We start from the raw sequence: 21496 nt of genomic DNA on the forward strand, positions 1-21496 counted from the left end.
AGGAAAGACATGAGAGAAGATCGTTTCAGCCTGGCGCAACAATCCATGGCGTTCATTCTTGCCGGAGGTCGTGGCAGCCGCCTGAAAGAGATGACGGATGTGCGCGCGAAACCGGCGGTTTATTTCGGCGGCAAGACGCGGATCATCGACTTTGCGCTGTCAAACGCGGTGAATTCCGGTATCCGCCGCATCGGTGTGGCGACACAATACAAGGCGCATAGCCTGATCCGCCACATGCAGCGCGGCTGGAGTTTCTTTCGCGCCGAGCGCAACGAGTCGCTGGATATCCTGCCCGCCTCGCAACAGCTGAACGTGGATAACTGGTACAAGGGCACGGCGGATGCCGTGACCCAGAATATCGAGATCATTCGCGGCTACGGTCCCAAATATGTGCTGATCCTTGCCGGGGATCACATCTACAAGCAGGACTATTCGGTCATGATCGAGGAACATGTTCGGTCCGGGGCCAAGGTGACGGTTGGCTGCATTGCCGTCCCGCGCGAAGAGGCCAAGGGCTTTGGCGTGATGCATGTGGACAAGTCCGACAAGATCCTTGAATTCGTCGAAAAGCCTGCCGACCCTCCGACGATGCCCGGCGACGACACCAAATCACTGGCGAGCATGGGGATTTACGTCTTCGAAGCCGAATACCTGTACACTATCCTGCAAAAAGATGCCGAAAACCCGGATTCGGACAATGATTTCGGCAAGGACATCATTCCTGGGATCGTGGCGGAAGGCGGTGCGCGGGCGCATCCGTTCAACCGGTCCTGTGTGATGTCCGGTCTGGAAACCGAACCCTATTGGCGCGATGTCGGCACGATTGATGCCTATTGGCAGGCCAATATCGACCTGACCGATTTCAAACCCGATCTGGACATTTACGCAACCGACTGGCCGATCTGGACCTATTCGGAACTCACACCACCGGCAAAATTCATCCACAACGAAGAAGGACGACGTGGTCAGGCGGTGTCTTCGATGGTGTCGGGGGGATGTATCATCTCGGGGTCGTCGCTGTATCGCTGCCTGTTGTTCACCGGCGTGAAAACCCATTCGTTCTCGCAACTCGAAGGTGTGGTTGCCCTGCCCTATGCCGAGGTGGGACGGCGTGCCTTTCTCAAGAACGTGGTTCTCGATCGTGGCGTCAAGATCCCGCCAAATCTTGTTGTTGGCGAAGACCCCGAGCTTGATGCCAAACGGTTTCGGCGGTCGGAAAACGGTATCTGCCTGATCACACAAGCGATGATTGATAAACTGGACAGCTGATATGCAAGTCTTGATGGTCGCCTCGGAATGTGCGCCTTTTGTGAAGACCGGCGGGCTGGCGGATGTGGTGGGTGCCCTGCCCGCTGCGCTTGCGTCGCTGGGTGTGGACACGCAGGTTGTGCTTCCGGCCTATCCGGCGCTGTTTCCGTTGTTGCCAACAGGCACAGAGGTGGCACGGTTCGACGATCTTCCGGGTGGCACCGGGCGCATCGTCAAGGTGGCGGCCCACGGGCTGACCCTGTTGCTGCTGGACGCGCCACAGTTGTTTGACCGACCCTGTGGGCTTTACGTTGACGAGACAGGCAAGGACTGGCCCGACAACCACCTGCGGTTTGGCGCACTGTCAATGGCCGCAGCGCGGATCGCCATGGGTCAGATCGACGGCTACCACCCGGACGTTCTGCACGCCCATGATTGGCAAGCGGCATTGACGCCCGTGTATCTGAAAATGTCCAACCAGCAGACACCGCGATCCATCATCACCATCCACAATATCGCGTTCCAAGGCCGCTTTGGTCCCCAGGTGCTTGGGCAGCTTCATCTCAAGACGGATTGGTTTCACCCCGAAGGTCTTGAGTTTCACGGAGATCTGAACCTGCTCAAGGGTGCCTTGATGTTCTCGGACCGGATCACAACAGTCAGCCCGACCTATGCACGCGAGATCCTTACACCCGAGTTCGGGATGGGATTGGACGGCGTGCTTCGGTCGCGCTCTGACGTGCTGAGCGGGCTGCTGAACGGGATCGACACGGACGCATGGAACCCGTCGGACGATCCTGCATTGGCGGAACCCTACGACGCAAAGTCGCTCAAGCGAAAAACTGCAAACCGCACTGCACTGTGCGCACGGTTGGGGCTTGAGCCGGAAAGGGGAGGACCGCTTTTCTGCGTGGTCAGCCGGTTGACCAGCCAAAAGGGGCTGGACGCGCTTCTTGACGCGGTTCCGCATCTTGTTGCCAAAGGTGGACAACTGGCCATTTTGGGCAGTGGGCAGCCGGAACTGGAGCAAGGCTTCATGGATGCGGCAGAGGCCTATCCCGGTCAGGTCGCCGCCTTTATCGGGTATGACGAACCACTTTCGCATCTGTTTCAGGCCGGCAGCGATGTCATCCTGATTCCCTCCCGCTTTGAACCCTGCGGCCTGACCCAGCTTTACGGTCTCCGCTATGGCACGCTGCCCGTGGTCGCGCGCACCGGTGGGCTGGCCGATACCGTGATTGATGCCAATGTCGCGGCCATCGCGGCCAAGGTTGCGACGGGGTTTGTGTTTGGCGACGTCAGCGCCCTTGGTCTGTCCGAGGTGATCGACCGCGTGATCGAGGCCCATTCCGATCCAAAGCTCTGGCAATCCATGCAACGTAATGCGATGCGTCACCCGGTGAGCTGGGAAAGCTCTGCCAAGGCGTATCGCGACCTTTATTCCGAACTGATCTGATGACCTACCACACCACCGTTTCCGCCACTCTTGAACCCGGCAGCCCGGCGCAGCTTGGCGCACATTTTGACGGCGGTGGGACAAATTTTGCGGTGTTCTCTGAACATGCCGCGCAGGTGTTTCTGTGTCTCTTTTCCCCTGATGGCAAAACTGAAGAGATGCGCCTGCCCTTGCCAGAACGCACCGGATCGGTGTGGCATGGGTATCTGCCGGGGCTCGCGCCCGGAACATTGTACGGCTATCGCGTGTCCGGACCTTATGACCCGGACTCCGGGCATCGGTTCAATCGCAACAAGCTGCTGATCGACCCCTACACGCGCGAATTTCACGGAGCGTTCAGCGATCACACTGCCACGTTCGGCTATCAGCACGCCGCACCCGAGTCCGACCTGTCCTTTGACAGCCGGGACAGCGCACCGTTCGTGGCGAAATCGGTGGTGTCTGATCCGGCGCTTTTTCCGCTGGATGCGCAGCCACTGGGCAACGGCTGGCACGAGACGCTGATCTACGAAGCCCATGTAAAAGGCTTGACCAAGTGCCACCCGGATATCCCGAAGACCGCGCGGGGCACCTATGATGGCCTGGCCACGCCAGCGATGCTGGATCATCTGACCAAGCTGGGTGTGACTGCTGTCGAATTGTTGCCGGTCCAGTCGATCAAGTCCGAAGGCGCACTTTCGGGGCGCGGCCTGGTCAACTACTGGGGCTACAACACCATCGGGTTTTTTGCACCCGAACCACGCTATTTCGGACCTGCGGGCGTGCGCGGCTTCCGGGCGATGGTGGACCGGTTCCACGCCGCCGGGATCGAGGTCATTCTGGACGTGGTCTACAACCATTCGGCCGAAGGGGATCACCTTGGGCCAACCCTGTCCTTTCGGGGACTGGACAACGCCGCCTACTACCGCCTTCAGGACGACAACCCGCGCTATTACGTCAACGATACGGGTTGCGGCAATACGTTGAACGTCACCCATCCGTTTGTCACGCGCATGATCCTCGACAGTCTGCGATTCTGGGTGCAGGGCATGGGGGTCGATGGGTTTCGATTTGATCTGGCGACAACGATCTGTCGCGAGGCCGATGGCTTTGACCGCAATGGACGGTTTCTGACCGCGCTGCGTCAGGATCCGGTTCTGGCAGGGGTCAAGCTAATCGCGGAACCCTGGGATATCGGCCCCGGCGGCTATCAGCTGGGTGGATTTCCGGCAACGTTCTCTGAATGGAACGACCGCTATCGTGACACCGTCCGCAAGTTCTGGCGCGGCGATGCGCATGGCGCACAGGAACTGGGTTCGGCGCTTTTGGGGACCGCCTATGTGTTTGACAAACGCGGTCGCCGCGTCTGGTCGTCGATCAACTATGCCGCCTCGCATGACGGCTTCACGCTTGCCGACACGACCCGCTATGAGAAACGTCACAATCAGGCCAATGGCGAAGGCAATCGCGACGGGCACAAGGCCAATTTCAGCGACAATTTCGGTGTCGAAGGCCCAAGCCCCGACCCCGACATCCAGGCCCAACGCGCCAAACGCCAACGCAACATGCTGGCGACCGTCTTTTTGTCTCAGGGCACTCCGATGCTGCTGGCCGGTGACGAGGGTGGGCATAGCCAGAACGGCAACAACAACAGCTATTGTCAGGACACCGAAATAAGCTGGATCAACTGGTCCACGCTTGATCCTGACCAGATCACGTTTACCGCCGCGCTGTCCCGCTTTCGCCGGAACACGCCGGTTCTGCGACAGATGGATTTCCTGCACGGTGCAACCCGCGAAACCGACCGACGCAAGGATGTGGAATGGCGCGGATTCGACGGCAAACCGCTGAATTGGGGGGACGAAACGTTATCAAGCCTGTGTCTTCACCTGCGCGGCAATGCCGAAAGCGTTGCGGGCAAGGCGTGCAGCGACGAAGTGTTGCTTGCCTTCAACCGGTCGGATGACGACCTTGATCTGCTCGTGCCGAACACCCCATCCAACAAATGGGTGCGCGAGATCGAAACCTCAAATGCCGGCCAGGACGCGACACCTGTCGACGGCGAACGCATCCGCGTACCTGCACATTCGGTCAGTGCCTTTGTGCTCAGGGACGGCCCGCGCGAATGAGCGGCGATGACGACAGACTGCGCCAGCTTGCGCAAGCGCATGGCATCTACCTTGATTTCCACGATCTGCATGGGGAACGCCACGAGGCAGACCCCGAAACGCTTCGGGCGTTGCTGAAGGCGCTTGGAACCGAGGCCGAGACAGCCAATGACATCGACACAGCCCTGGGCGCGCTTGCCTTGGATCAGGAGGGTCTTCCCAAAGAAACCATCGTGTTTGCCGGTGCGCAGACGCGTATTCCGGTCGCGTTGAACTGCTTTTGGACTCTGCTGGATGACTCCGATCAGATCGTGGCCGAGGGCAAATCCAGCGAAGGGATCGACCTTCCCGCGTTGGACGTCGGGTATTTCGATCTGCATGTGACCAGTCAAACCTGGTCCGGCAGCATCTTCCTGATGGTGCGCCCCCATCGCGCGCCCGATCTGCCGTCGCAAAGCCGGATGGAGCATTGCTGGGGCGCGACAGGGGCGCTTTACGGGTTGCGGTCGGCGCAGAATGGCGGGCTGGGCAGTTACGGTGATCTGGGCGCAACCGCCGCGACATTTGGACGGGCCGGAGCACAGTTTTTCGGGGTGAACCCTTTGCATGCCCTGGGGTGGGCGATGCAAGAGATCATCAGCCCCTATTCACCATCGCATCGCGGCATGTTCAACATTGATCATATCGCACTTCAGGACGGGCTTGGGCCAACGCCGGAGGATGCGCTGATCGACCATTCGGCGTTTCGCAAACGGCATCGCGCCGCGTTGGAGCGCGCGTTTCAGGACCGGGACAAGGCGGCTTTTGCCGGGTGGTCCAAGACCTGTTCAATCGAAACGCATCAGTTTTCGCAGTTCGAGGCGATCAGCGAAACATACGGCCACGATTTCCGCACATGGCCTGTCCAGCTGCAATCGCCGGGTGCCGCCGCAAAGGCCGCCGCCGGGACGCGGGCAGAGTTTCATCTATGGTTGCAGTGGTTGGCAGAAACACAGATTGACGGCGCCCAGGACAGGGCAATGCAGTCCGGCATGTCGCTTGGGCTTTATCTTGACCTTGCCGTCGGGCCACGCCCGGACGGGGCCGAGGTCTGGATGAATGTCGACACCATCGCCAGAGGTGTCACCATCGGCGCGCCGCCGGATCACCTGAGCCCGGAGGGCCAGTCCTGGGCGCTTTCGGCCCATGCGCCTGGTCCATTGGCCCGCGCGCGGTACGCGCCGCTCCGCTCCATGCTGCGGCGCCTGATGGCCAAATGCGGATTGCTGCGGATCGACCATGCGCTGGGCCTGCTGCGCAGCTACTGGCTTCCTGATGATGGCAGTCCGGGGGGCTACATAACGCAGCCGCTCGAGTCGCTTTTGGCAGTGATTACTATCGAGGCGCATCGTGCGGGGTGTGTGGTCGTGGGTGAAGACCTTGGGCTTGTGCCAGACGGGTTCCGGGACGCCATGAACACGGCGGGGCTTTACAGCTATGCGGTCTGGCAGTTCGAAACCAACCATCTGGGGGACATCCTTCCAGCCAACACACTGCCTCCCTACAGTCTTGCCTGCTTTGGCACCCATGACACGCCAACGCTGAACGGATTCTGGCACGGCACGGACATCGAATGGTGGCACAGGGTGGGATGGCTTGACGGCACTCACAGGGCGGATCGACACGCGCACCGGTCCCGACAACGGGCCAGCCTGCGCAAGGTGTGCGCGCTGACTGCGGATGCGTCGATTTCCACCGTGGTCGACACCATCCACAGCGCATTGGCCAAATCGCCTGCCGCTTTGGTGTCGGTCCAGATGGATGACGTCTTTGGCGAACTTGAGGCGCAAAACCTGCCCGGTACAATTGACGAACACCCGAACTGGCGCCGTCGCCTTGGCGTTCCCATCGAAGGAATGGAACAGAGCCGCGCGTTACGGCATATTGCCGAAGTTATGAACACCCGTCGCGGTCCGACATCCGCCAAAGACCCAAGGGACCAGCCCAAGGAGATACCCGCATGACGATCCTGACCCATAGCTGCACCCCGTTCGAGGGGCAGAAGCCCGGCACATCGGGCCTGCGCAAGAAAACGCGCGTCTACATGCAGCCCGGCTATGTCGAGTGTTTCGTGCAGTCGATCTTCAACGCGATTGGCGGCATTGCAGGCAAGACGCTCGTCATCGGCGGGGATGGACGGTACTTCAACGCGGATGCAATCCAGACGATCCTGCGCATGGCGTCCGCCAACGGTGCGGCGCGCGCGATTGTCGGTCAGGGGGGGCTTCTGTCCACACCGGCCGCGTCGAACCTCATCCGGCAACGCAAGGCGGATGGCGGTCTGATCCTGTCGGCCAGCCACAATCCCGGTGGCATCGACGAGGATTTCGGGTTGAAATACAACACATCAAACGGCGGTCCGGCCCCAGAGGCGATCACTGACGCGATCTTCGCGCAGACCAAGACCATCGACAGCTACAAGACCCTCGACACCGCCGATATCGACCTTGACCGGGTAGACGAGCGTGCCTTGGGCGACATGACGGTCGAGATCGTCGATCCGGTCACCGACTACGCCGCTCTGATGGAAGACCTGTTCAATTTCGACGCGCTGCGTGCGCTGTTTGCGGGTGGATTTACCATGCGGTTCGACGCCATGCATGCGGTGACCGGACCCTATGCCACAACCATCCTCGAAGACACGCTGGGTGCGCCTGAAGGCACCGTTCTCAATGGGGTGCCGTCAGAGGATTTCGGCAAGGGCCATCCCGATCCAAACCCGATCTGGGCCAAGCCGCTGGTCGATCTGGTGATGTCGGATGACGGCCCGGACTTTGCGGCGGCGTCTGATGGCGATGGTGATCGCAACATGATCCTTGGCAAGGGCATCTATGTGACCCCGTCCGACAGTCTTGCGGTTCTGGCCGCCAACGCCCACCTCGCCCCCGGCTACACCCGTGGCATTGCCGGTGTTGCGCGGTCCATGCCCACCAGCGGTGCGTGTGACCGGGTCGCCGAGGCGCTTGGTGTGGAGTGTTTCGAGACGCCGACGGGGTGGAAGTTCTTCGGCAATCTTCTGGATGCCGGGCGCGTGACCCTGTGTGGCGAGGAAAGCGCCGGCACCGGGAGTGACCATGTGCGGGAAAAAGACGGGCTTTGGGCGGTGCTGTTGTGGCTCAATATCCTGGCCAAGCGCAAGATGTCCGTGAAGGACATTCTGCAGGATCATTGGGAGACATATGGCCGGAACTACTATTCCCGCCATGACTACGAGGCGGTGGACAGCGAGGCCGCCAATGGGCTGATGACGGATCTGACGGCGCGGTTGGACGATCTTGCAGGACAGAGCTTTGGTGCCTGCACGGTCGTATCCGCCGATTCCTTTTCGTACCACGATCCCGTCGATGGTTCGGTCAGCCACAATCAGGGTCTGCGGATCAATTTCGAGGGCGGCGGTCGGGCGGTCTTGCGATTGTCCGGCACGGGAACCGAAGGCGCGACGCTGCGGGTCTATCTTGAGCGGTACGAGGCACCGGGCGGGGATCTGAACATCGAAACGCAAGCGGCTCTTCAGGAAATTTCCGAAGCCACGGCGCGGATCACCGGTTTGCGCGAGCGGACCGGAAGAACCAGACCCGACGTGATGACATAGACAGGGAAGCGCTTTCAAGCGCGCTTGAGACGCGGTTTGCAAACCGCGTGGTCAAGGTCTTTGCAAAGACCTTTGCCCTAGCCCTGCTGGATGCGCATTAATGAGGCCCGGCGCGCCAGGATCTGTCGGCGCACGAAGGCCAGCAAGAACATCGAGGTCAGGATCAGGATGATTGTCGGCGCAGGTGCGCTGTCGAGGAAGAAGCTCAGATATGTGCCCAGCAACATCGCGGACATGTTGATCAGGACCGACACCCAGAGCATTGTCGAGAATTTGCGCACCAGCAAGAACGCAATTGCGCCGGGGGCGATCAGCAACCCGATCGCAAGAATGAGCCCCGCCGCAGACAGCGTGGCCACAATGGTCAGCGACAAGACGGTCAACAATCCGTAGTGCAGCGTGTTGACCCAGAGCCCGGAGGCCTGCGCCTGCGCGGGATCGAAGCTGTGCAGCAAGAGGTCTTTCCATTTGAGAACCAGCACAGCGGCAACCAGCGCTGAAATGATGCCTGCCGTCCAAAGTTCGTGGCTTTCCACCCCCAGCATGTTGCCGAACAGGATGTGATCCAGGTGCGCGTTCGTTTCGATCGAGACGTAAAGCACGATCCCAAGCCCGAACATGCCCGAGAAGACGACCCCCATCACGGTGTCCTGCTTTACCCGGCTGTTGGATGTCAGATAGCCGGTGGCCAGCGCACAGGTCATGCCAGCCGCAAACGCACCGATGAGGAGCGGAATGCCAAGGATATAGGCCAGCACGATCCCCGGCAGCACCGCATGGCTGACCGCATCGCCCATCAGGGCCCAGCCTTTGAGGACAAGAAAGCAGGACAGAAGTGCTGTCGGGACGGCCACCATCATCGAGATGAGAAAGGCGTTTTGCATAAATGCAAAGCGAAAGGGCAAAAGAAGTGTTTCGAGATCCATCACACACCGTCCTGCGCAGCATTACCTGCCACAAGGCTGTCGCCCGGACCGTCTCGAAGAGCGGTTTGGGCTTTGCGTCGTGCCGCCAAAAGCCCGTGGCGGGGGGCAAAGACAAAGACCAGAAGGAAGATCAGTGTTTGCAGGCACACGATGACTCCACCGGTCGCACCGTCGAGGAAATAGCTGATATAGGCCCCGAAAAAGCTGGTCAGGGCGCCGATCGCAACCGACGTGATGATCAACCGTGGGAACCGGTCACACAGCAGATAGGCGGTCGCCCCCGGAGTCACGACCATGGCGATCACCAGAAACGCGCCGACGGTCTGCATCGCTGCAACCACCGAGGCGGACAGCAGAACGAAGAACAGCGCCTTGAGTAGCTGCGGACGCAGTCCGATGGTGCGGGCGTGGTTTTCGTCGAAGAACGTGACCATCAGGTCTTTCCATTTGGCAAGCAGCACCGCCAGCGACACAAAGCCGATGATCGCCAGCTGCAGTGTGTCTCCGGGTGTGATGGCAAGGATGTTTCCCATGGTGATGGTCTGGATCGACACCGACATCGGGTTGACCGACACAATGAAAAGACCAAGCCCGAAAAACGAGGTGAAGATCAGCCCGATGATCACATCCGGCTTCAGCCCCGACCGGTCCGACAGAAACAGCATCGCCCCTGCGGCAAGCCCGCCGGCGATGAACGCGCCCAGCGCGAACGGCAGGCCAAGGATGTAGGCCCCCGCAACACCCGGCACCACCGAATGGGACAGCGCGTCCCCGATCAGCGACCAGCCCTTGAGCATCAGGTAGGACGACAGAAAGGCACAAACGCCTCCGACAAGAGCCGACACCCACATGGCGTTGACCATGTAGTTATAGCCAAACGGTTCCAGCAGCGCTTCGATCATGGATTTGGATCCGTCCGCTGGGTCTTGTCGCCATATTGAACGAAGGGGCGTTCATCGTCGGTAAAGATCGTGACCTCGCGGGCGTCCTCGTCATCGTGCAGCGTATCACCTCCCAAGGTGAAATGGCGCAGCACACCTCCAAACGCCTGTTCCAGATTTTCGCGGGTGAAGGTCGTTTCAGTTGGCCCGTAGCTCAGCACGGTTCCCTTGACCAGAACGGTTCGGTCACAAAACTCGGGCACCGAGCCGAGGTTGTGGGTCGATACCAGCATCACCCGGCCTTCGTCGCGCAATTCACGCAGCAAGGCAACGATCTGATCTTCGGTCTGCACGTCAACGCCGGTAAACGGCTCGTCCAGCAGGATCACCTGACCATCCTGCGCCAGAGCCCGCGCAAGGAACACACGTTTGCGCTGTCCCCCGGAAAGCTCTCCGATCTGGCGATGGCGAAACTCCTGCATGTTCACACGTTTCAACGCCTCATCGACCGCCGCGTGATCTACCGTCTTGGGACGACGCAGAAAGCCCATGTGACCATAGCGGCCCATCATCACGACATCCTCGACAAGGACGGGAAAGGCCCAATCCACCTCTTCGGACTGGGGCACATAGGCGACCAGGTTCTTGGCCAGCGCCTCTTTCACCGTCATTCCGAGAATGCGGATTTCGCCTTTTGATGCGGGAACAAAGCCCATGATGGCCTTGAACAATGTCGACTTGCCCGCGCCGTTGATTCCGACAAGCGCCGTCACGGTGCCGCGCGGGATTTCGAAGCTGGCATTCCAAAGCGCCGTGTGACCGTTGCGATAGGAGACCGTCACATCCTGCGCTGACAAGCCGCTCTCCCGTGACGCGGGTGCGGTCTGTGGTGTCATCCGGCTCTGCTCATCGAGCATGGCATGTCCTTACGTTCTTCGGGCCACTAGCCCCTAAAAATGCGCACCCGCAGCAGGATCGCCACGGGTCGCGCGCCTGAATTCTCTTCCTGCTCAGTTGGTGGCAGAGGTCAGACCCTCCACAACGGTCCGCGCGGTGACGGTCAGCAGATCAAGATAGGTCGGAACGGGTCCACCTGCCTCGCTTAACGAATCGACATAGAGCACGCCGCCATAGGTGACACCTGTTTCGCGCGCCACCTGCTCTGCGGGAGACGTGTTGACCGTGCTTTCGCAAAAGACCACCGGAATATCATTGTCGCGCACGCCGTCGATCACGGCCCGCACCTGCTGCGGCGTTCCCACCTGATCGGCGTTCATCGGCCAGAGATACAGTTCTTGCAGACCAAGGTCGCGGGCAAGATAGCTGAACGCGCCCTCGCAGGTAACCAGCCAGCGTTGTTCTGGAGGGATCGTGGCGATTGCGTCGCGCAGCGGGTCAATCGTCGCGCGCAGCTCGTCTTTGTAGCGCGCGGCATTTGCGGCATAGGTCGCGGCGTTTTCGGGATCGTGCTCGGAAAAGGCCTTGGCGATATTGTCGATATAGATCAGGGCATTATCGAGCCCCATCCAGGCATGCGGATTTGGCTTCCCCTCGTAGCTGCCAGACGAGATCGAGATCGGATCAATGCCATCGCTGAGCGTGACCGATGGCACATCGCCAAGGTTCGAGATGAATTGCGCAAACCAGAGTTCGAGGTTGAGACCGTTCCAGAGAATCAGGTCAGCGTCGTAGGCCCGAACGATATCCTGCGGAGTCGGCTCGTAACCGTGAATCTCGGCACCGGGCTTGGTGATGGACACCACGTCTGCCACATCCCCAGCCACATTCGCCGCCATGTCCGCAAGGACGGTAAAGGTCGTGACCACCTTCATCCGATCCTGCGCGGCGGCTCCGTTGGCGATCACGGCCAGCAGCCCTGCGAACAAAAGTGTAAGATTTTCGGTCTTCATGCGTCGTGCCTCCGTTGGCAGTATGTCCAGCGAGAATGAAAATGCAAATCATTCTCATTAACATAAGCGACCTGTCCACAGGCGCAAGTGCGGCAGACAAGAACACCCCGGAGCAGAGCGTTCTACCCGGGAAAAGATCACGATTCTTGGAGGATCAGTGGTGAGCCGTGCAGGATTCGAACCTGCGACCCACTGATTAAAAGTCAGTTGCTCTACCAACTGAGCTAACGGCCCACTGGCGCGCTGTCTAGAAAGACGCAGGTGGGCGGTCAACCCCAAAACGGAACAAAGCGAACCTGACGCAAAGAATGACGCGGGGCTGCTGACGCGTCGCACTGGAAAGATGTATCGCAGGGGCGTATATGCGCGGCCATGATGACCCTCGCGACACACGACATTGCCTTCATGAAGATGCACGGGCTTGGCAACGATTTTGTCGTGCTGGATTGCCGTGTGCGTCGTGTCTCGATGAACGCAGCGATGGCGAAGGCGATTGGCGACCGCCATCGCGGTGTGGGGTTCGATCAGCTTGCCGTGATCGAACCGGGAGATGATGGCGCAGATGCGCGTCTGACCTTTTACAACGCGGATGGATCGACTGCCGGGGCCTGTGGCAACGCGACCCGCTGTATTGCGCGGTATCTGCTGGACGAAAGCGGCATGTCAGAGGTGGTTTTGACAACAGACCGCGGACGCCTGGTTGCGCGCGATGCAGGCCATGGCCTCACGTCGGTCAATATGGGTCCGCCGCAACTCGACTGGGCGGACGTGCCGCTGGCGCACGCGATGGACACGCTTGAGCTTCCCATCGACGGGGGGCCAACTGCGACCGGGATGGGAAACCCGCATTGCACCTTTTTTGTCGAGGATGCCGAATCGGTCGATCTGGAGTCGCGGGGCGCAGAAATCGAGCATCATCCGCTGTTTCCGCAGCGCACGAATGTGCAGTTTGCCAGCGTGATCGGCGAAAACCATCTGCGCATGCGGGTGTGGGAACGTGGTGTGGGTGTCACACTGGCCTCCGGGTCGTCCTCTTGCGCGACCGCCGTGGCGGCTGCGCGGCGTGGGCTGACGGGACGCAGCGTCACGATTGAACTGGATGGAGGCCGGATCGACATCGACTGGCGCGAGGACGGCGTCTGGATGACCGGACCAACGGCGCATGTGTTCTCGGGATCGTTCACCCTAGCCTGGTTGGAGACCATTCGATGAACCCACCCAAGTTCACCACGCTGGGCTGCCGCCTGAATGCCTACGAGACCGAGGCCATGAAAGACCTTGCCGCACAGGCGGGGCTCGAGAACGCCGTTGTGATCAACACCTGCGCCGTCACCTCCGAGGCCGTGCGCAAGGCCCGTCAGGAGATTCGCAAGCTGCGCCGCGAAAACCCCGACGCCAAGCTGATCGTCACCGGCTGCGCTGCGCAGACCGAGCCCGAGACCTTTGCGAAGATGGCCGAGGTGGATGCGGTGATCGGCAATACCGAAAAGATGACGCCCGATACCTGGCAGGGGCTTGCGGCGGATTTCATCGGTGAGACCGAGGCAGTTCAGGTCAATGACATCATGTCGGTCACAGAAACCGCGCAGCACCTGATTGACGGGTTCGGCACACGCAGCCGCGCCTATGTTCAGGTCCAGAACGGCTGCGATCACCGCTGCACGTTCTGCATCATCCCCTTTGGGCGCGGAAATTCGCGGTCGGTCCCGGCTGGTGTGATCGTGGACCAGATCAAGCGACTGGTGGACAAGGGCTTCAATGAAGTGGTCCTGACGGGGGTCGATTTGACCTCTTGGGGGGCCGACCTGCCGGCGCACCCCAAGCTGGGCGATCTGGTCATGCGCATCCTGAAACTGGTGCCCGACCTGCCGCGCCTGCGGATCAGTTCCATCGACAGCATCGAGGTCGATGAGAACCTGCTGACCGCCATTGCCACAGAACCGCGCCTGATGCCGCATCTGCACCTGAGCCTGCAACATGGCGACGATTTGATCCTCAAGCGGATGAAGCGGCGGCATCTGCGTGACGATGCCATCCGGTTTGCCGAAGACGCGCGCAAGCTGCGCCCGGACCTGACGTTTGGGGCCGATATCATCGCGGGATTCCCGACCGAGACCGAGGCGCATTTCGAGAATTCGCTGAAGCTTGTGGAGGAATGCCACCTGACATGGCTGCACGTCTTCCCCTATTCGCCCCGACAAGGCACTCCGGCGGCACGGATGCCCCAGGTCGATGGGCGAGCGATCAAGGAGCGGGCCGCACGCTTGCGCGCCTCTGGAGAGGCCGCTGTGTCGCGCCATCTGGCGGCGCAGACCGGGCGCACACACCGGGTGCTGCTTGAAGCCGCAGATATGGGCCGGACAGAGCAGTTTACCGAGGTCCGCTTTGCAACGGCGCAGCCGGTCGGCCAGATCGTCAGCACGGTGATTACAGGCCATGACGGCCACCAGCTCGTTGCGTGAAGGTGACAGGTCGGATCGACAAACCCGCGCCATTGTCGTTCAGCGGCATGGCTGCGTTGCAAGCCCTGACCATTTCCGCCAAAACCACGAAATGACCGATCAATCCCGCGCGCTCTGTGTCCACCTCCTTACCGCCACGGGTGCAGTGTTTGCCATGCTGGCTCTGCTTGCCGCCGCACAAGAAGAGTGGTCGATCATGTTTCTCTGGCTGGTCGTGGCCTTTGCCGTGGACGGCGTGGATGGTCCCCTGGCGCGGAAATACGACGTCAAGAACAACGCCCCACGCTTTGACGGGGTGCTTCTGGACCTGATCATCGACTATCTGACCTACGTTTTCATCCCGGCGTTTGCGCTGTTCCAATCCGGTCTGTTGCCCGGCTGGACAGGCTGGTTCGCGATCATCGTGATCACCTTTGCCTCGGCCATGTATTTCGCCGATAGCCGGATGAAGACCACGGACAATTCGTTTCACGGATTTCCCGGCTGCTGGAACATGCTGGTGCTGGTTCTTTTCGCGATCGAGCCGAATTTCTGGGTGTCGCTGACGATGGTAGCGGTTCTTGCGGTGTCGATGTTCCTGCCGTTGAAGTTCATCCACCCGGTGCGCACGGAACGCTGGCGCAATCTGTCATTGCCGATTGCCCTGGCCTGGACATTCTTTGCAGGCTGGGCGGCCTGGGTCGATTTCCACCCCGAAAGCTGGGCGCATTGGGGACTGATCGCGACATCGCTTTACCTGATCCTCGTTGGCATCGTTAAGCAGATTGTACCGACACGCAGCCAGTGATTGCCTTTGCCGGCAAAGCAGAGCATGGCTGAGTCATGTTCGTTCCGAAGGCGCAAAATCCATTCCTGGCTGCGGTGTTGACACTGGCGGCATCGGCCTTTGTGGCCGGAACCACCCTGTTGGCCAAGATGCTTGGAACCGATAGCCTGGGACCGCCGCTGAACCCGCTCCAGATCAGTCAGGGCCGTTTCGTGTTTGCCTTTCTGGCCTTTGCCATTGTGGCGCTCGCAATGCGGTTGACCTTCACACAGGTGGCCTGGACGACACATTCGCTGCGCGTTGTGTTCGGGTGGGGCGGGGTCACCCTGATGTTTGCCGCAGCCGCATTCATCCCGTTGTCGGACGCCACCGCGATCAGTTTTCTGAACCCGGTCATTGGTATGCTCCTGGCCATTCCATTCTTGGGTGAACGGATAGGTCCGGTGCGCCTGACGGCGGCGGCAATTGCCCTGGCCGGGGCCATGATCCTGCTGCGACCGACGCCCGAGGCGTTTCAGCCCGCCGCATTGCTCGCACTTGGCGCGGCCTTTGCGCTTGGGCTTGAAATGATCGTGATGAAACGTCTGACCGGGCGCGAGGGGCCGCTGCAAATCCTTTTGATCAACAACGTGATCGGGGTCGGGATCGCCTCGGCGGCGGCGGTCTGGGTGTGGATCGCGCCGACGCCGCAGCAATGGATGGCTCTTGCGGGAATCGGACTTCTGATGGCTTCGGCCCAGACCTGTTTCGTCAACGCGATTGCCCGCGCCGATGCCGGTTTTGTCGGCCCCTTCTTTTATGCCACGCTGGTCTTTGCCGCGCTCTATGACTTTGCCATCTTCGGTGTGCGCCCCGATGCGGTGTCGGTGACAGGCACACTGATCATCCTGTGTGGTGCAGGCCTTCTGATGTGGCGCGAAGGCCGGATCAGGCCTTCAGTCGGTAACCCCGCCGAAAAAATGACCACGCCACTAGATTGATCGCCACGGTACCGGCCAAGGCCACAACGGCTCCCAAGACCGGGCTGCTGTCGGACACACCGATCATGCCCCAACGGACCCCGTCGATCAGGTAGAAGATCGGGTTGGCGTGGGTGATGTCGTTCAGGACCGGGGGCAAAGCCTCGACCGAATAGAAGGTGCCCGACAGGAAGGCGAGCGGCGTCACGATAAAGTTGGTGATGGCCGCCATCTGATCGAACTTTTCAGCATAGATTCCGGCGACCATTCCGATACCCGACAAGAGCGCTGCACCGATGATGACGAAATAAAGTGCGGCAATGGGATGGTGTGGAACAATGCCAAGGAACACCCAAAGCGCCACTGCAATGGCGATGGCCACCATCAGCCCGCGCGCGACACCTCCGGCCAGGTAGCCCAGAACCAACTCTCCGGCGGCCAGCGGCGGCATGAGCGTGTCCACGATGTTGCCCTGCACCTTGGACACCACGATCGACGACGATGTGTTGGCAAAGGCGTTCTGGATCACGGTCATCATCAAGATACCCGGCGCGATGAAGGTGGTGAAATCCACCCCCATCACATCGCCCCGCCGGGGACCAATCGCGATGGTGAAGATCAGCATGAAAAGTCCGGCAGTGACCAGCGGAGCAAGCAACGTCTGGGTCCAGACATTCATGAAACGCAGGATTTCCCGCTGACCCAGCGTGTAGAGGCCCAGCCAGTTCACCCGTCCAAATCGGCGCTCGTTCGCGATCATATGCTCTGTGTGCTGCATTGCGTGCCTCTTGCTGTGCGGCGCGGGTTGTAACTCGCCCGCGCATGATTAGAATAGAGAGCGACTTAGAGATTTCGGGCGGCCAAGGCAAATGGCCGCTCTTTTTGATGGAGGGCGACTATGTCCTGGACCGATGAACGCGTAGACATGCTCAAGAAGATGTGGGGCGAAGGCCAGTCGGCCAGCCAGATCGCCAAGGAACTGGGTGGAGTGACCCGCAACGCTGTGATTGGCAAGGTGCATCGCCTTGGCCTGTCGAACCGCGCCGGTGCTGCTGGCACTGCCAAGCCCGACCTGAAACCGGCAGCCAAGACAGAGGCGGCCAAGCCCAAGGCGGCGCCGAAACCTGTGCCTGTGGTCAAGCCGGTCAAGCCCGAAGTGCTGATGGAGACAAAATCCGCGACCCCGCCCTCGAGCCCGCGCAAGCAGATCATTCCGGCAGGTCAGCCCCTGCCGCCGCAGCCTTCTGCAAATGAAATCAGCCCCGAGGCTCTGGCCAAGGTGAACGCGGTCGAGAAGAAAGCCAAGAAACTGACGCTGATGGAGCTGACCGAGCGGACCTGCAAATGGCCCGTGGGCGATCCGGCAACCCCTGACTTCTGGTTCTGCGGCCTTCCTGTGCAGCAGGGCAAACCCTATTGCGAGGCGCATGTTGGCGTTGCGTTCCAGCCCATGAGTTCGCGCCGGGACCGTCGGCGCTGAAGGCTCACCTCTGGGGGAGAGGTGCAAACAGAAACGCGAAGGAGCGGATGACCCGCTCCTTCACAATCCAAATATCCGGCAACCCATTTGGTGAACCGCAATCAAGCCGCCTTGTCAGGTCAGCTTGCCGGTCTGATGTCCAGGGTTGGACCTTGCGCTGATGGCTTTAGCCAGATTTCCGACGGGCATGGCCCCGGAACCGTAGACGGACAACAATCCTTGCCGTCCAGACACACAGCGATGTCACGCCCGGTCAGAAGTTTCAAACGCGACGCCAGCCCGCGTGTATCCTGAACAAATGCCTTTTGCGCCGATGCAAGCTGCAACGCGTCATCCACGATCACAAGCGGGCCTTCAACCGCGGCAACCTGTGTCGCAAACGCCCGCGTTTCATCTTGCCAGTCCCGGTACTGCATTTGCTGGAGGCCGGATTGCAAACCATAGCTGCCGACAACAAGCAGGATGAAATTGCGCGCAATCCGTCCCATGTAGCCCGGTTCGGCAGAGATATAGTATGTTGCGCGCACGACGATCAGCGCGTGGATCATCCATATCACGAAGTTGGCTCGCGGCGGTACATAGAGACCCATCTTGAGGACCTGAGCCGCAAGCATGGCCAGCGCAAGACCAAGCAAAGCATAGAGATAGAGCGCTTCGAGCGGGGCGCGTTTGATGAGAACGACCGTTGCGGCGACCAAGAAGCACAGGTGGGTGTAAATCGCCGGTTCAAAGTAGAAGGTCGAGAAAATCGCGAAGTTCTTCAAGCTATCTATCAGAAGCGGGATGTTGCCCAGATAGCCTGCCAGATCCGCTGCTGGCGTGGCTTCGCGCCAATCGGCGAGCGGAATGCCGAAGACATCGTGAACGTAGAAGTTGATCGAATACACCGTCAGCACCGCAATCGCAAAGCTGACCACAAACAAGGTCAGCAGTCCGGCAAGATCCTTGATCGAACGGTCTTCCGTCCGCATGACCACAATCGCAAGGATCAGCAGCGGATAGTTCGTGTACGACATGAAGGTCGCCACGATAAACGGAACCATGAGCAGGCGCAGGGTCTTGACCGTCACATGATGTGCGATCACCGCGAACAGCGCCACCAGCGCGATGCCCGGCAACAACGTGTTGAACCAGAGCGACATCAGCAAGGCCGATGGCGATACCGCAATCATGAGCGATGCCACAACGGCAAACCACGTCGCGTTTTCGTTTGTTCGGAACATCAAACGACCGACGCTTGCCGCGATGGTGGCCCAGCAGACCTGGTACATGAAGTAGTTGAGCCAGGACGGAGTCGTGACCTCGCGAAGATGCCAAAGATAGCTTAGCCAGCGGCCTTCGTCTTTGGTCTTGTGCCAAAAACCCGAAGGGTCCGCGAAAAGCGCAGGGTAGTCATCGAACCGCAGCATCGGATCAATGAGGTTCGGTGCCGAAATCACCAAGAGCCCGACAAGGGTCGCCAACAGCGTCGGCCAAAGCGATATGTCCCGGCGTGCGGACGCCACGCCGTGGAACGCAGCGGGGCTGACAGTCGCGTCCGTCATGACTGGTGCGCGCTCCGACGTGCCCGCGTGGCGATCAGCGACGCACGGGTCTGTGCGATCTGCGTGACAGCCGCTTGCGGCAGATGCGACACGATTCCACGGCGCAGACGCCACTTGAGATCACCGGCGTTCCGGACTTTTTGCCCCTCGGGAATGGCGCAACTGGTGACCGCCTCGGGAAGCCCGGCACGCCCTGCGTCATTGACATACAGAACCGCGTTGTAGCGATACCAGGGTTCAACGTCGGAATGGCCTTTGAGGTGCGGCCGGATGCAATCATAGGCGCGATAGCCACGGGCCGCGAACTTGTCTTGCCAGAACGACAAGGGCTGTTCGTTAACATGAAACTCGCCACCCTGACCAACCACGGCCGCCGAAAAAAGCACGCGGTCCGCCGCGCCTGTCAGGCTGTCGACAAGCGCATCGGACGCTTCGAACGGAAGGTGCTCACCCACTTCGAGGCTTTGGGCGAGATCGAATTTCCGATCAAGATGTACAGGTTTGGTCAGGTCTTTTGCCGAAAAGCTGTCCGGCGCAATCGCCAGCGAGGTTCGGTTGACATAGTCACCATCCACACCATGCACGGTCTGGATTCCGGCGCGATGCCATTCATCAAGCCAGACACCCCGTCCACAGCCAAGATCAAGAACACTTTGCGGGGCAAGCCAGTCTTGCAACAGACCGATAAACGCCTGTGCGGACCGGCGCGCGCCGTCGTCGATGTAATCAAAAAACGTGTCGTTGTAGATATGGCTCATGTGGATGTCTCCAAGTGGTCCTGCGCGGTCTTGAAGACCCAGCGCGACATGATGAGGTAATTTTGGATAGGTAGGACAAGCGTCACGATCCCGGCGGCGATCACGGGCGCGATGTTCAGGCTGGGTGCAATACAACCGGTGATCAGCGCAGAGGTGATCAACCCGCAGCCGATCATCGCGATGAAGCGGCCAAACTGCCGTGTGTCGGCCACGGATGTGCGAAAGGTGAACCCTGCCTGAGCCGAATACTGAAACGTAACCGCCAGCAGGAACGCCACCGCGTTGGCCACAATCTGCGCAATGCCCAGCCAAAGAAACAGGGCATAGAGCGCGATGTACAGCCCGGCCACCGCAACGCCTACACATGCGAAGCGCAGTTTTATTGCACTACTGGGCGACATGTCAGGCCCGCGTTCTCAGTTGCACTGGCATCGGGGTTTCGGTGTCTTCCGAGACGAAATACAGCGGGCGGTTCTTCGCTTCGAGGTAAAGGCGGCCGATATATTCCCCAAGAATACCAAGGGTCAGAAGCTGAACCCCGGAAAACGCGCTGATGGCAAGGATCACCGACGCCCACCCCGGAACCGTCTGGTAGGCAAGCATCGAGTGAATCACATAAATCATCATCAGCCCCGAGACACCGAGGCTCACGAAGGACAGTCGGGTCGCCAGACGCAAGGGCTTGGTCGAAAAGGCGGTCATCGCATCCATGGCAAGACGGATCATCTTGCGCAGTGGGTATTTCGTTTCCCCAACCGTACGGGCGGCGCGGGTGTATTCGATGCCGATCTGGCGAAACCCGACCCAGGCAAACATGCCCCGCACAAAGCGTGCCTTTTCCGGCATCGCAAGCACAGCGTCGAGGGCGCGGCGGCTGACCAGTCGAAAATCGCCGGTGTCTTTGGGGATGTCGACGTCCGACATCAGGTTCAAGAGGCGGTAAAACACACTGGCTGTCGCGCGTTTGAACCAGGTTTCACCCTGACGTTCCTGACGGCGCCCATAGACCACGTCGTACCCACGGTCCATCAGTGACATCATGTCCGACAACAGCTCTGGCGGGTCTTGCAGATCGGCGTCGAGCATGAAGATACGTCCACCCCGCGCCGCTTCAAGACCGGCGGTCAGGGCAATCTGGTGGCCCCGGTTCATTGACATCCGCAGACCGCGCAATTGAGGGACACGGGTCTGGGCGGCAAGAATGGCCTCCCACGTTCCGTCAGTGGAACCGTCATCCACCAGAATAATCTCGGCACGATCCTTGTAAGGCGCGATCACGGATTCCAGCCTGCTGACCAGCGCAGGAATTGCCTCTTCCTCGTTCATGCAGGGAACGACGACTGACAGAAACATGAGAAATCTCCAAACCGTTTGGAAGTGGATTAACT

Annotated in this window: 19 protein-coding genes and 1 tRNA gene; 10 read left to right on the forward strand and 10 right to left on the reverse strand. The window is 60.1% G+C overall.

Features of this window, described 5'->3' with window-relative positions; genetic code table 11:
• Nucleotides 1-9: 9 nt before the first annotated feature.
• Genes glgC through ACTIEN_RS01620 form a run of 5 tightly spaced genes read left to right on the forward strand, consistent with a single transcriptional unit; the run spans nt 10 to nt 8422 of the window.
• The gene (gene glgC, locus ACTIEN_RS01600) at nt 10-1269 is read left to right on the forward strand and encodes a glucose-1-phosphate adenylyltransferase (protein ID WP_439521351.1); all 1260 of its coding nucleotides are present in this window, start codon (nt 10-12) and stop codon (nt 1267-1269) included.
• 1 nt (nt 1270) lies between these two features.
• On the forward strand, nt 1271-2704 hold the full coding sequence (gene glgA, locus ACTIEN_RS01605) for a glycogen synthase GlgA (RefSeq protein WP_439521352.1): 1434 nt from the start codon (nt 1271-1273) through the stop codon (nt 2702-2704).
• Nucleotides 2704-4812, forward strand: a complete 2109-nt coding sequence (gene glgX / locus ACTIEN_RS01610) for a glycogen debranching protein GlgX (protein ID WP_439521353.1) — start codon at nt 2704-2706, stop codon at nt 4810-4812. The genes glgA and glgX overlap by 1 nt, the downstream gene beginning before the upstream one ends.
• The gene (locus tag ACTIEN_RS01615) at nt 4809-6794 is read left to right on the forward strand and encodes a 4-alpha-glucanotransferase (RefSeq protein ID WP_439521354.1); all 1986 of its coding nucleotides are present in this window, start codon (nt 4809-4811) and stop codon (nt 6792-6794) included. Before glgX ends, ACTIEN_RS01615 begins: the two co-directional genes overlap by 4 nt.
• Nucleotides 6791-8422, forward strand: a complete 1632-nt coding sequence (locus tag ACTIEN_RS01620) for an alpha-D-glucose phosphate-specific phosphoglucomutase (RefSeq protein ID WP_439521355.1) — start codon at nt 6791-6793, stop codon at nt 8420-8422. Before ACTIEN_RS01615 ends, ACTIEN_RS01620 begins: the two co-directional genes overlap by 4 nt.
• A 77-nt stretch (nt 8423-8499) precedes the next feature.
• On the opposite strand, the gene ACTIEN_RS01625 is transcribed toward ACTIEN_RS01620, so the two are convergent.
• The 5 genes from ACTIEN_RS01625 to ACTIEN_RS01645 all read right to left on the reverse strand — a co-directional run bounded on the left by ACTIEN_RS01625 (nt 8500) and on the right by ACTIEN_RS01645 (nt 12373).
• Nucleotides 8500-9348: a metal ABC transporter permease gene (locus ACTIEN_RS01625; protein ID WP_439521356.1), complete on the reverse strand. Its 849-nt coding sequence runs from the start codon at nt 9346-9348 to the stop codon at nt 8500-8502.
• Nucleotides 9348-10250, reverse strand: coding sequence for a metal ABC transporter permease (locus ACTIEN_RS01630; protein ID WP_439521357.1), 903 nt, complete (start codon nt 10248-10250; stop codon nt 9348-9350). Before ACTIEN_RS01630 ends, ACTIEN_RS01625 begins: the two co-directional genes overlap by 1 nt.
• Nucleotides 10247-11125 (reverse strand): manganese/iron ABC transporter ATP-binding protein, encoded by an 879-nt coding sequence (locus ACTIEN_RS01635; RefSeq protein WP_439521358.1) that lies wholly within the window; start codon nt 11123-11125, stop codon nt 10247-10249. Before ACTIEN_RS01635 ends, ACTIEN_RS01630 begins: the two co-directional genes overlap by 4 nt.
• A gap of 114 nt (nt 11126-11239) precedes the next feature.
• A complete protein-coding gene (locus ACTIEN_RS01640) occupies nt 11240-12139 on the reverse strand; it encodes a metal ABC transporter substrate-binding protein (RefSeq protein ID WP_439521359.1) in 900 nt (299 codons plus the stop codon).
• Nucleotides 12140-12297: 158 nt separating this feature from the next.
• Nucleotides 12298-12373 (reverse strand) — tRNA-Lys (locus ACTIEN_RS01645).
• A 141-nt stretch (nt 12374-12514) separates the two neighbouring features.
• On the opposite strand from ACTIEN_RS01645, the gene dapF reads away from it, so the two are divergent.
• The 4 genes from dapF to ACTIEN_RS01665 all read left to right on the forward strand — a co-directional run bounded on the left by dapF (nt 12515) and on the right by ACTIEN_RS01665 (nt 16347).
• Nucleotides 12515-13351, forward strand: coding sequence for a diaminopimelate epimerase (gene dapF, locus ACTIEN_RS01650; RefSeq protein WP_439521360.1), 837 nt, complete (start codon nt 12515-12517; stop codon nt 13349-13351).
• On the forward strand, nt 13348-14601 hold the full coding sequence (mtaB, locus tag ACTIEN_RS01655; protein ID WP_439521361.1) for a tRNA (N(6)-L-threonylcarbamoyladenosine(37)-C(2))-methylthiotransferase MtaB: 1254 nt from the start codon (nt 13348-13350) through the stop codon (nt 14599-14601). The genes dapF and mtaB overlap by 4 nt, the downstream gene beginning before the upstream one ends.
• A 91-nt stretch (nt 14602-14692) precedes the next feature.
• Nucleotides 14693-15388: a CDP-alcohol phosphatidyltransferase family protein gene (locus ACTIEN_RS01660; protein ID WP_439521362.1), complete on the forward strand. Its 696-nt coding sequence runs from the start codon at nt 14693-14695 to the stop codon at nt 15386-15388.
• A 35-nt stretch (nt 15389-15423) separates the two neighbouring features.
• Nucleotides 15424-16347, forward strand: a complete 924-nt coding sequence (locus ACTIEN_RS01665) for a DMT family transporter (RefSeq protein WP_439521363.1) — start codon at nt 15424-15426, stop codon at nt 16345-16347.
• Here ACTIEN_RS01665 and ACTIEN_RS01670 read toward each other — a convergent pair.
• Nucleotides 16295-17104: an ABC transporter permease gene (locus tag ACTIEN_RS01670; RefSeq protein ID WP_439521364.1), complete on the reverse strand. Its 810-nt coding sequence runs from the start codon at nt 17102-17104 to the stop codon at nt 16295-16297. The two genes, ACTIEN_RS01665 and ACTIEN_RS01670, sit on opposite strands and share 53 nt — an antisense overlap.
• A 120-nt stretch (nt 17105-17224) precedes the next feature.
• On the opposite strand from ACTIEN_RS01670, the gene ACTIEN_RS01675 reads away from it, so the two are divergent.
• On the forward strand, nt 17225-17806 hold the full coding sequence (locus ACTIEN_RS01675) for a GcrA family cell cycle regulator (protein WP_439521365.1): 582 nt from the start codon (nt 17225-17227) through the stop codon (nt 17804-17806).
• Nucleotides 17807-17925: 119 nt separating this feature from the next.
• On the opposite strand, the gene ACTIEN_RS01680 is transcribed toward ACTIEN_RS01675, so the two are convergent.
• From ACTIEN_RS01680 to ACTIEN_RS01695, 4 genes are read right to left on the reverse strand one after another with little or no spacing between them, the layout of a single operon-like run.
• Nucleotides 17926-19350, reverse strand: a complete 1425-nt coding sequence (locus ACTIEN_RS01680) for a hypothetical protein (RefSeq protein ID WP_439521366.1) — start codon at nt 19348-19350, stop codon at nt 17926-17928.
• Nucleotides 19347-20108 carry a class I SAM-dependent methyltransferase gene (locus tag ACTIEN_RS01685; protein WP_439521367.1) on the reverse strand — a complete coding sequence of 254 codons (762 nt, stop codon included), beginning with the start codon at nt 20106-20108 and terminating at the stop codon, nt 19347-19349. Before ACTIEN_RS01685 ends, ACTIEN_RS01680 begins: the two co-directional genes overlap by 4 nt.
• Entirely contained in the window at nt 20105-20509 is a 405-nt protein-coding gene (locus tag ACTIEN_RS01690) for a GtrA family protein (protein WP_439521368.1), read from the reverse strand. Before ACTIEN_RS01690 ends, ACTIEN_RS01685 begins: the two co-directional genes overlap by 4 nt.
• Nucleotide 20510: 1 nt before the next feature.
• Complete coding sequence (locus ACTIEN_RS01695) at nt 20511-21461, reverse strand: glycosyltransferase family 2 protein (protein ID WP_439521369.1); 951 nt, start codon at nt 21459-21461, stop codon at nt 20511-20513.
• Nucleotides 21462-21496 lie beyond the last annotated feature (35 nt).

It is taken from the genome of Marivita sp. (genome assembly GCF_051859345.1).
Taxonomy (GTDB): domain Bacteria; phylum Pseudomonadota; class Alphaproteobacteria; order Rhodobacterales; family Rhodobacteraceae; genus Marivita.

What these genes read in the sequence shown, in the direction of transcription:
- ACTIEN_RS01690 (WP_439521368.1), bottom strand. Translation starts at nt 20,509, where the DNA reads ATGTCGCCCAGTAGTGCAATAAAACTGCGCTTCGCATGTGTAGGCGTT.
- ACTIEN_RS01640 (WP_439521359.1), bottom strand. Translation starts at nt 12,139, where the DNA reads ATGAAGACCGAAAATCTTACACTTTTGTTCGCAGGGCTGCTGGCCGTG.
- glgA (WP_439521352.1), top strand. Translation starts at nt 1,271, where the DNA reads ATGCAAGTCTTGATGGTCGCCTCGGAATGTGCGCCTTTTGTGAAGACC.
- ACTIEN_RS01615 (WP_439521354.1), top strand. Translation starts at nt 4,809, where the DNA reads ATGAGCGGCGATGACGACAGACTGCGCCAGCTTGCGCAAGCGCATGGC.
- ACTIEN_RS01695 (WP_439521369.1), bottom strand. Translation starts at nt 21,461, where the DNA reads ATGTTTCTGTCAGTCGTCGTTCCCTGCATGAACGAGGAAGAGGCAATT.
- ACTIEN_RS01620 (WP_439521355.1), top strand. Translation starts at nt 6,791, where the DNA reads ATGACGATCCTGACCCATAGCTGCACCCCGTTCGAGGGGCAGAAGCCC.
- ACTIEN_RS01635 (WP_439521358.1), bottom strand. Translation starts at nt 11,125, where the DNA reads ATGACACCACAGACCGCACCCGCGTCACGGGAGAGCGGCTTGTCAGCG.
- ACTIEN_RS01680 (WP_439521366.1), bottom strand. Translation starts at nt 19,350, where the DNA reads ATGACGGACGCGACTGTCAGCCCCGCTGCGTTCCACGGCGTGGCGTCC.
- ACTIEN_RS01630 (WP_439521357.1), bottom strand. Translation starts at nt 10,250, where the DNA reads ATGATCGAAGCGCTGCTGGAACCGTTTGGCTATAACTACATGGTCAAC.
- ACTIEN_RS01675 (WP_439521365.1), top strand. Translation starts at nt 17,225, where the DNA reads ATGTCCTGGACCGATGAACGCGTAGACATGCTCAAGAAGATGTGGGGC.
- glgX (WP_439521353.1), top strand. Translation starts at nt 2,704, where the DNA reads ATGACCTACCACACCACCGTTTCCGCCACTCTTGAACCCGGCAGCCCG.
- ACTIEN_RS01665 (WP_439521363.1), top strand. Translation starts at nt 15,424, where the DNA reads ATGTTCGTTCCGAAGGCGCAAAATCCATTCCTGGCTGCGGTGTTGACA.
- glgC (WP_439521351.1), top strand. Translation starts at nt 10, where the DNA reads ATGAGAGAAGATCGTTTCAGCCTGGCGCAACAATCCATGGCGTTCATT.
- ACTIEN_RS01685 (WP_439521367.1), bottom strand. Translation starts at nt 20,108, where the DNA reads ATGAGCCATATCTACAACGACACGTTTTTTGATTACATCGACGACGGC.
- ACTIEN_RS01670 (WP_439521364.1), bottom strand. Translation starts at nt 17,104, where the DNA reads ATGCAGCACACAGAGCATATGATCGCGAACGAGCGCCGATTTGGACGG.
- dapF (WP_439521360.1), top strand. Translation starts at nt 12,515, where the DNA reads ATGACCCTCGCGACACACGACATTGCCTTCATGAAGATGCACGGGCTT.
- ACTIEN_RS01660 (WP_439521362.1), top strand. Translation starts at nt 14,693, where the DNA reads ATGACCGATCAATCCCGCGCGCTCTGTGTCCACCTCCTTACCGCCACG.
- ACTIEN_RS01625 (WP_439521356.1), bottom strand. Translation starts at nt 9,348, where the DNA reads ATGGATCTCGAAACACTTCTTTTGCCCTTTCGCTTTGCATTTATGCAA.
- mtaB (WP_439521361.1), top strand. Translation starts at nt 13,348, where the DNA reads ATGAACCCACCCAAGTTCACCACGCTGGGCTGCCGCCTGAATGCCTAC.